Raw genomic sequence first — 791 nt, 5'->3', positions numbered from 1 at the left:
CAAGGGCGGTGAAATCGAGATGGACGGGCACCGGATCGCGGTCCCGGTCTCGACCGACCAGATGAAGACGGTCGCCAAGCTGTCCGGCGGGCAGTCCTACACCGCCACCAACCTCGGCGAGCTGGAGAAGAGCTACAACGCCATCGAGAACGAGATCGGCTACCGCACGGTGCCCGGACCGGGCAGCTCCGGCTGGCTGCGCCTGGGCGTCCTGACCGCACTGATCGCGACGGCGCTGGCCCTGCTGATCAACCGGCGGCTGCCCAGCTGACGACTCAGGCGGGCAGCCTGCGGTTGAGCAGCAGGCCGGCCAAGATGGCGCCGGCCATGACGAAGGCGCCGAGCAACATCCAGGCCATGCTCGCGTCGCCCTTGACGGTCTCGTAGCCGATCTGGCGCTGCAGCGTCGAGTACACGTTCTTCAGCGAGTCCAGGCTGTCGGCGTGAAACGACTGGCCCTCGGTGATCTCGCAGATCTTCTGCAGGGTCTGGTCATCCACCGGAACGGGGATGGTGGCGCCCTCGTAGTCGACGGTGCCGTACGGGGTGCCGAACGAGATCGTCGAGATGGGCACGCCCTCGTCCTTGGCCAGCCGCGCCGCGGTGTAGACGCCATCATGCGGATCGCCGGGATTGGAGGGCTTGTTCTCGCCGCCGTCGGAGAGCAGCACGATGCGGGCCGGCGGCGGATTGTCGCCCCCGGCGACCGCGGTGGCACTGATCGCGTGCAGAGCGGTGAAGATGGCTTCGCCGGTGGCGGTGCTGTCGGCGAACTCCAGCTTCTTCAGCGC

At 67.9% G+C, this 791-nt stretch carries 2 pseudogenes; one reads left to right on the top strand and one right to left on the bottom strand.

Annotated features, from left to right (window positions below):
- Positions 1-271: pseudogene (locus tag A5625_RS03675) on the top strand (hypothetical protein); the annotation flags it as partial.
- Positions 272-275: 4 nt separating this feature from the next.
- Here A5625_RS03675 and A5625_RS03670 read toward each other — a convergent pair.
- Positions 276-791: pseudogene (locus A5625_RS03670) on the bottom strand (VWA domain-containing protein); the annotation flags it as partial.

This window comes from Mycobacterium sp. 1465703.0, from assembly GCF_001672975.1.
GTDB lineage: Bacteria > Actinomycetota > Actinomycetes > Mycobacteriales > Mycobacteriaceae > Mycobacterium.
The sequence above is the reverse complement of the archived record's forward strand: the minus strand, read 5'-3'. Positions and strand labels throughout refer to the sequence as shown.